This window comes from Polaromonas sp. P1_G4 (genome assembly GCF_056405475.1).
Window position 1 is genome coordinate 1 of the sequence record NZ_JBFUCA010000167.1, and the last position, 7998, is coordinate 7998.

At 61.6% G+C, this 7998-nt stretch carries 7 protein-coding genes; 2 read left to right on the forward strand and 5 right to left on the reverse strand.

Annotated elements, in window-relative coordinates; translation table 11 throughout:
- From AC1D1X_RS10395 to gabT, 5 genes are all read right to left on the reverse strand, one after another.
- Positions 1 to 690 (reverse strand): ABC transporter permease (locus tag AC1D1X_RS10395; protein ID WP_477698237.1); only part of this gene is annotated, 690 nt, incomplete at its 3' end.
- Positions 691 to 729: 39 nt separating this feature from the next.
- On the reverse strand, positions 730 to 1983 hold the full coding sequence (locus tag AC1D1X_RS10400) for an ABC transporter permease (protein ID WP_477667817.1): 1254 nt from the start codon (positions 1981 to 1983) through the stop codon (positions 730 to 732).
- Between the two features lie 20 nt (positions 1984 to 2003).
- A complete protein-coding gene (locus tag AC1D1X_RS10405; protein WP_477667816.1) occupies positions 2004 to 3032 on the reverse strand; it encodes an ABC transporter substrate-binding protein in 1029 nt (342 codons plus the stop codon).
- A gap of 67 nt (positions 3033 to 3099) precedes the next feature.
- Positions 3100 to 4185 (reverse strand): ABC transporter ATP-binding protein, encoded by a 1086-nt coding sequence (locus AC1D1X_RS10410; RefSeq protein WP_477667815.1) that lies wholly within the window; start codon positions 4183 to 4185, stop codon positions 3100 to 3102.
- Positions 4186 to 4211: 26 nt separating this feature from the next.
- Positions 4212 to 5504 carry a 4-aminobutyrate--2-oxoglutarate transaminase gene (gene gabT, locus AC1D1X_RS10415; RefSeq protein ID WP_477667814.1) on the reverse strand — a complete coding sequence of 431 codons (1293 nt, stop codon included), beginning with the start codon at positions 5502 to 5504 and terminating at the stop codon, positions 4212 to 4214.
- 190 nt (positions 5505 to 5694) lie between these two features.
- Between gabT and AC1D1X_RS10420 the strand changes: the two genes are divergently transcribed.
- Positions 5695 to 7110, forward strand: a complete 1416-nt coding sequence (locus tag AC1D1X_RS10420; protein WP_477667813.1) for an aminotransferase-like domain-containing protein — start codon at positions 5695 to 5697, stop codon at positions 7108 to 7110.
- Positions 7111 to 7203: 93 nt separating this feature from the next.
- On the forward strand, positions 7204 to 7998 hold a 795-nt coding region (locus AC1D1X_RS10425; RefSeq protein WP_477698238.1), incomplete at its 3' end, for an alanine--tRNA ligase-related protein.

A 7998-nucleotide genomic window follows, 5' to 3' on the forward strand; every position in this document is an offset into this window, starting at 1 on the left:
GGCCTGGTCCGCGCCTGCCAGAAACAGCGTGACCACCACCTCATCAAACGAGGTGGCAAATGCAAACAGCGCGCCCGAGATGACACCCGGAGCGATGACGGGCAGGGTGATTCTGAAAAACGTCCGCAACGGGGTCTCGCCAAGGCTGAGCGACGCGCGCACCAGGTTGTGGTTAAAGCCTGCGAGCGTTGCGAGCACGGTGGTCAGCACAAAAGGCGCACCCAGCGCGGCATGCACCACGATCAGCCCGAAGTAGCTGTCGGCAAGGCCCAGCGGGGCGAAATACAGGTAGGTGGCCACGCCGACAACGACGATGGGGACAACCATAGGCGCGATGAGGATGCCCATGAGAAGGCTCTTGAACCGGAAGTTGGTTCTGGACAGGCCGACAGCTGCCAAAGTACCCAGCGCGGTGGCGATCAGTGTTGCAGCGGGGGCCACGATGAAACTGTTTTTGGCAGCCCTGGCCCATTCAGGCGAATCCAGCAGGTTGCGATACCACTTCAGCGACCAGCCCGGGATGGGGTAACTCAGAAAGGAGCTGTCGGAGAAAGACAGCGGCACCATGACCAGGATGGGCGCCAGCAAAAAAGCCAGAATGGCAACGCAGGCGGCGCGCACCAGCCACCAGCCGGCCTTGTCTGCCAGGGTGGCATAGCGGGGAAAGGCGGGCCCTTTGATTTTGAGCATGATGAATTGGCGTCTGCGTCTGTAAAAGAAAATGGGATGTCAACCGATGCTGAGTTCGGCCTTGCCGATGCGCCGGTAAACGCTGTAAAGAACCATGGTGGCCGTCAGCAACACCGCACCCAGCGCACAGGCCATGCCCCAATTGACTTCGACGTTGGTGTAGCGGGCGATGTAGTAGCTCAGCATCTGGTCATCCGCACCGCCGAGCAGGGCGGGGGTGACGTAATAGCCGATCGACAGGATGAACACCAGCAACGCGCCTGCGCTGATGCCGGGATAGGTCTGCGGCACATACACCCGAAAGAAGGCAGACAGGGGTGCGCTGCCCAGCGACACAGCGGCCCGCACGTAGGTTGCCGGCACATTCTTCATCACGCTGTAAAGCGGCAGGATCATGAAGGGCAGCAGGATGTGCACCATGGCAATCACCACGCCTGCGCGGTTGAACAGCAGCGGCAGGGGGCTGTCTATGAGGCCGATACCCATCAGCCCCCGGTTGACCAGGCCTTCTGATTGCAGCAGGACGATCCAGGCCGCCACGCGCACCAGAATCGATGTCCAGAAAGGCACCAGCACCAGGATCATCAGCAGGTTGGCCTTGCGCGCCGGCAACGAGGCCAGCCACCAGGCCAAGGGGTAGCCCAGCGCCAGGCAAAAAACGGTGACCAGAAAACTGATCTGAAAGGTGCGCAGCAAAATGGCGCCGAAAGCGCGCTGGTCCGGCGGCATGCGTTCCACCTCGCCCTTGCTGTCGCGTCGCAAGTCCACCGATGCCAGCAGATAGTCGGGCGTCCAGCGGGAACTGTTTTTGGCAATCGCTTGCCAGAAGAGGGGCTCTGCCCAGCGTGGGTCGAGCTGGAGCAGCCTGGCCTGTATTTCTTCAGGCGAGCCCGTGACAGGCAGCGCGCGATAGGTCCCCATGACAAGGGAGCGCGCACCCGGCACTTCGGAGTTGAGGCGACGTGCCAGTGCGCCGGCATCCGAACTGTCAGAAAGATGGCCCAGGTCTTCCACCAGTGCTGCGTAACTTGCAGGGCTGGGGGGTGTCTGGGCGTTCCAGTCCTTGAGGCTTTGCGCCGTCCGGGGCAGCGCCCTCGCCACCTCCGGATTTTCAACGGCGCGTTGCAACAGGGCCGCAATCGGCACCAGCAAGGTCAGCAGCAAAAACACCAGCAAGGGCACTGTGAGTGCAAAGGCGCGCCATTTTCGACGAGCGTCTGCGCGCGACAGCGCCTGACGCAATGTGACGGCGTCATTGCCCTCAAGGGCGCCCTGGCTGGTGATGCTGCTCATGGGGTGCTTGCTCCGTCGGCTTATTGCGTGGCCCAGGCGGCAAAGCGTTTTTCAAGCGCCTCGCCCTGGTCGGCCCAGAAACCAACATTCATCTGGATGGCTTCTTTGGCATTGGCCGGCGACGTTGGCAGATCGTCCAGCACCTTCTTGTCGAGCTTGGCCAAAGCCTGGTTGTTGACGGGGCCGTAGGCAATGTTCTGGGCATAGACGGCCTGGGTGGCGGGCTGGCTGGCAAAGGCGATGAATTTCATCGATGCGTCCTTGTTGGGTGCGCCTTTGGGAATGACCCAATAGTCCAGGTCGTAGATGCCGCCGGGCCAGTAGATCTTCAGGTTGCGGCCTTCACGGTTGGCGGCGTCGATGCGGCCGTTGTAAACGGTGCTGAGGGCGACGTCACCGGCCACGAGGAACTGGGCGGGCTGGGCGCCGGCTTCCCACCACTGGATGTTGGGCTTGAGTTCTGTGAGCTTGCGAAATGCGCGGTCGGCCCCGTCTTTGGTGGCCAGGACCTTGTAGACGTCGGCCGGCTTGACGCCATCGGCCATCAATGCGAACTCGAGGTTGTAGCGGGCGCCCTTGCGCATGCCGCGCTTGCCCGGGATTTTCTTGACGTCCCAGAAGTCGGCCCAGCTCGTGGGGGCGGTTTTAACCTTATCAGCGTTCCAGGCCATCACGGTGGACCACACAAAAACGCCTACACCGCATTCCTTGACCGCTGCGGGCAAGAAGTCTGCCTTGGGGCCGATCTTGCTGAAGTCGATTTTTTCAAACAATCCTTCATCGCAACCGCGCTGCACATCGGGCGCTTCGACCTCGACCACATCCCAGGTGACTTTTTTCGTCTCGACCATGGCTTTGATCTTGGCCTGCTCGCCGTTGTATTCCACGGCAACAACTTTGGTACCTGCTTTTTCGAAGGGCTCGTAGTAGGCCTTTTTCTGCGCATTGGCATTGGCGCCGCCGAAGTTGACGACAGTGATCTGCTGCTGCGCGAACGCGGGTACGGCCAGGCACGAAGCCATGGCAAGGGCAATGATGTTTTTCTTCATGGTGCTATTTCCTCGGTGGTTGATAAAGGCAGAAGGGAACGTTGAAAATGGTGAAAAGAGAAAGCGGTTACACCGCATAAATCCGCGTAAATTCGGGCGGAAATTCGAGGTGCACCGCTTCGCCCGGTTGCGGCGGCGGCTGGCCGTTCAACAGGGTGAGCGGCAGCTTGACTGTCGCTTCCGGCTGGCCGGCGCCGATGTCGCACAACAGCCGCAGGTGGTCGCCGAAATAGATGATGCGAGCCACGCGGGCCGGTAGCACGCCGGCAGATGAAGCCGGTACCTGGCGGTGCAGCACAATGCGCTCCGGCCGGATATAGGCTTCGACCTGCGCGCCATCAGCCGCCTGATTCACGTTGGTGCCGCCCAGAACGCGGCCATCCGGCAATTCGATGCCTGTGGCATTTCCCTTGCCTTTGAGTACCGTGCTGTCTCCGACGAAACCGGCAACAAAACGGTTGGAGGGCGTTTCATACAGCGCCTCTACAGGCGCCAGCTGCTGGATCGCGCCGTCGTTGAAAACAGCTACTCGGTCGCTCATCGTCAAGGCTTCCCCCTGGTCGTGCGTGACATAGACAAACGTGACGCCTAGCTGCTTGTGCAACTCCTTCAGCTCGATCTGCATGTGCTCGCGCAGCTGCTTGTCGAGTGCGCCCAGCGGTTCGTCCATCAACACCAGCTGGGGCTCGAACACCAGGGCCCGTGCCAGGGCAACGCGCTGCTGCTGGCCACCCGACAGCTGCCCGGGCAGGCGGTCCGACATGCCCGACAGGCGAACCATATCGAGCGCACGCTGTACGCGGCTGGCCTGGTCGCTTTTTGACACCTTGCGCACCGTGAGCGGATAGGCCACGTTCTGGCCCACCGTGAGATGCGGAAACAGCGCATAGTTCTGGAACACCATGCCGAAGTTGCGTTTGTGCGGCGGTGTGCCGGTGATTTGCGAGCCGTTGAGGAAAATTTCCCCGGCGGTCGGCGACTCAAAGCCGGCCAGCATCATCAGCGTGGTGGTTTTCCCCGAGCCGGAGGGGCCGAGCAGGCTCAGGAATTCCCCGCGATGAATGTCGAGGTCGAGTTGCTGCACGACAAGCTGTTCGCCGTCATAGGTTTTCTGCACGCCTGAGAAGCGCACAAGGACATCGTTATCAGTCATCGTTTTTCCTGAGCTGTCCACGGAGATCAGCGCGATGCGGCGAGGCTGTCGGCCAGGATTTGCAGGCCCTCGTCCAGCAAGGCGTCTGACGCCGTGAGGGGAACCAGAATCCTGATCACGTTACCGTAGGTGCCGCATGAGAGCAATATCAATCCGCGCCGGGCGGCTTCGGCCACCACGCGTTTGGTCAGCGCCGCATCGGGACGGGCTGGGTTGCCGTTTTCAAAAAGCTCTATGGCCACCATGGCGCCAAGGCCCCGCACGTCGCCGATAGAGGTTTCTTTTTTCGCAATGGCGTGCAGGCCTTTGACCAGATGGGCGCCCAGCGTTTTGCTGCGCGCCAGGAGTTTTTCTTTCTCAAAGGCCTTGAGCACGGCCAGCGCTGCCGCACAACCGATGGGGCTGCCGGCGTAGGTGCCGCCCAGGCCGCCCGGGCCGGGTGCATCCATGACCTCGGCGCGGCCGACCAGGCCTGATATGGGAAAGCCACCCGCCATGGACTTGGCGATGGCGATCAGGTCGGGCGCCACGGGCCACTGTTCACTGGCATACCAGGTGCCTGTGCGCCCGGCGCCGGTCTGGACTTCGTCTGCGATCAGCAAAATGCCGTGCCGGTCGGCAAGCGCCTTCAGGCGGCTGATGAACTCCGGCGGAGCGATGTAGAAACCCCCCTCACCCTGCACCGGTTCGATGATGAAGGCTGCCACGCGCTCGGGTTCGACGTCGTTTTTGAGAATCTGTTCAACCGAGTGCAACGCCTGGTCGATGCTCACGCCGTGCAGCGCGTTGGGGTATTCGGCATGGAACACTTCGCCGGGAAAGGGGCCGAACCCCAGCTTGTAGGGCGCCACCTTGCCGGTCATGCCCAGTGTCATGTTGGTCCGGCCGTGGTAGCCGCCGGTAAAGGCAATGATGCCGGGGCGCTTGGTGTAAGACCGCGCCACCTTGACCGCGTTCTCGACCGCTTCGGCGCCTGTGGTCAGCAGCAGGGTCTTTTTGGCGAAATTTCCGGGTGCCAGTGCATTGAGCTTCTCGGCCAGTTCAACGTAAGGCTCATAAGCGACGACCTGAAAGCAGGTGTGCGTGTAGAGGTCGAGCTGGGCCTTGACGGCGGCAATGACTTCGGTATGCAGGTGGCCGGTGTTGAGCACGGCGATGCCGCCGGCGAAGTCGATATAGCGGCGGCCTTCAACGTCCCATAGTTCGGCGTTTTTTGCCCGGCTAACGAAAATTTCGTGGGCTTGGCCTACGCCGCGTGTCACGGCGGCTTGGCGGCGGGCCATCAGGGCGGCGTTGCTGGAAGTCTGGTTTGGCTGCATGGTGAAGGTGATTTCTGGAATTCTGGATTGAGGAAGGAGATGAGCGGACTTTAGAAGTCGGGGCAAGGGCCGTCCATGTACACCGCCGCGCTGTTTTCGACACACTGTGCGGGTCTAGAATCCTGTACATGGATTCCCCAACCCGGTGCATGGGCATTGCGATGCACAATCTGCCCTTTTTGGTTTTTTGATGCTCACACTTCGCCCGGAACTGCAGACCCCCCTGGTGAGCCAGATCGTTGACGGCCTGCGCGGGATGATTGCCGGGCAAGCGCTGAAACCGGGCGTCAAGCTGCCGTCCATCCGCGGTTTTGCCGCCATGCACGGCGTCAGCGTCTTCACGGTGGTAGAGGCGTACGACCGCCTTGTGGCCCAGGGGTGGCTCGTTTCCCGGGCCAATGCCGGGTTTTTCGTCAAGCGCAGGGGCGATGATGGTGCATCGGGTGTGCCGTACGCGCAGCCCCCGCAACCTAAATTTGACGCCCGCTGGTACCTCAAGCAGATTTTTGAAAACCGCAACCTGCCGATGAAGCCCGGTTGTGGCTGGTTGCCGCACGATTTCCTGTTCGGGGACGCACTCCGCCGCAGCATGCGGCACCTGTCGGTGGACGGTTCCTCTCTTGAGGGTTACGGCCTGCCTTATGGACATATGGCCCTGCGCATGGTCATTGCGGAGGCGCTGGCCGAAAACCAGATATCGGTCGAGGTCGACCAGGTGCTGCTGACGCAAGGCTCCAGCCAGGCGCTGGACCTGGTGGCCCGGCAACTGGTCAAACCGGGCGACACCGTGCTGGTCGATAGCCCCGGTTATCCCAACCTGATGTTCATGCTGCGCTTTCTGGGCGCCAACCTTGTGGGGGTGCCGCGCACCCCTACCGGGTACGACCTGGCCGCGCTGGAGGCGCTGCTGGCCGAGCACAAGCCCAAGGCCTTCTTCACCCAACCCCGTTTGCAAAGCCCGACGTGTTCGATTGCGTCCGCGGCCCATCTGCACCGCTTGCTGCAACTGGCCGAGACGCACGACTTCACGCTGGTGGAAAACGATATTTACGCCGACATGGACCCGGTCTCGCGGTCCACGCTGGCCAGCCTGGACCAGCTGCAGCGCGTGGTCTACATCGGCAGCTATTCCAAAACAATTTCCCCCAATTTGCGCGTGGGCTACCTGCTGGCGCGAGGCGAGCTGATCGAGGACCTGGCCCAGCTCAAGATGATTTCGGGCCTTACCTCGTCCGATATCGCCGAACGGCTGACTTTCGGGGTGGTCACCGACGGCCGCTGGCGCAAGCACCTCAAGTCGCTTCGGGAGAAGYTGGCTGCAGCGCACCGCAAGACCGAAAAGAACCTGACCGGACTGGGGTTTGAGCTTTTCCATGAGCCAGGGGCCGGCATGTACCTCTGGGCCCGGCACCCGGACCTTCCCGATGGGGCCGTCCTGTCCAAAGAGGCTACGCCCGAGGGCATCATGCTGGGCCCGGGACAATTGTTTCTGCTGGAGCCCCATCCGACGGGTTGGCTCCGTTTTAACGTGGCTTTCAGCGACGATGAGCGCATATGGCGCTTTTTGTCCCACCGCATTGATCTGGGCCGGCAGACAGCCCAATAAAGCGGGGGCATCCCCCTCAAACCTATAATCAAAGGCTTAGCCCAAGCGGGTGAGCCCGAGGGCGCCGCCTTGCCAAAACCACTATTGCAGACCATGAGCCATCCCACCTCCACGACAGCCCCCACGTCAGCTTCAACGCCTGTATTCACCGTCTCGGACATTCGCAAGACATTTCTTGATTTCTTTGCGTCCAAGGGCCACACCGTGGTGTCGTCCAGCTCGCTGGTGCCGGGCAATGACCCGACGCTGATGTTCACAAACTCGGGCATGGTGCAGTTCAAGGATGTGTTCCTGGGCACCGACAAGCGGCCTTATGTGCGTGCAGCCTCGGTACAGGCATGTCTGCGCGCCGGCGGCAAGCACAACGACCTGGAGAACGTGGGCTACACCGCGCGCCACCACACCTTTTTCGAGATGCTGGGCAACTGGAGCTTCGGCGACTACTTCAAGCGCGAGTCGCTCAAGTGGGCCTGGGAATTGTTGACCGAGGTCTACAAGCTGCCGCCCGAGCGCCTGCTGGCCACGGTGTATGAAGAAGACGACGAGGCCTACGACATCTGGACCAAAGAGATTGGCCTGCCGCCAGAGCGCGTCATTCGCATCGGCGACAACAAGGGTGGCCGCTACAAATCCGACAACTTCTGGATGATGGCCGACACCGGCCCCTGCGGCCCGTGCAGCGAAATCTTCTACGACCACGGCGACCACATCCCCGGCGGCCCGCCCGGCAGCCCCGATGAAGACGGCGACCGCTTCATCGAAATCTGGAATAACGTGTTCATGCAGTTCGACATGGCCGCCGACGGCAGCGTCACCAAACTGCCCGCGCCCTGCGTGGATACCGGCATGGGCCTGGAGCGCCTGGCCGCCATCCTGCAGCATGTGCAC

Coding starts and splice junctions, on each gene's coding strand:
- AC1D1X_RS10400 (WP_477667817.1), bottom strand. CDS start 1,983: ATGAGCAGCATCACCAGCCAGGGCGCCCTTGAGGGCAATGACGCCGTC.
- AC1D1X_RS10405 (WP_477667816.1), bottom strand. CDS start 3,032: ATGAAGAAAAACATCATTGCCCTTGCCATGGCTTCGTGCCTGGCCGTA.
- AC1D1X_RS10410 (WP_477667815.1), bottom strand. CDS start 4,185: ATGACTGATAACGATGTCCTTGTGCGCTTCTCAGGCGTGCAGAAAACC.
- gabT (WP_477667814.1), bottom strand. CDS start 5,504: ATGCAGCCAAACCAGACTTCCAGCAACGCCGCCCTGATGGCCCGCCGC.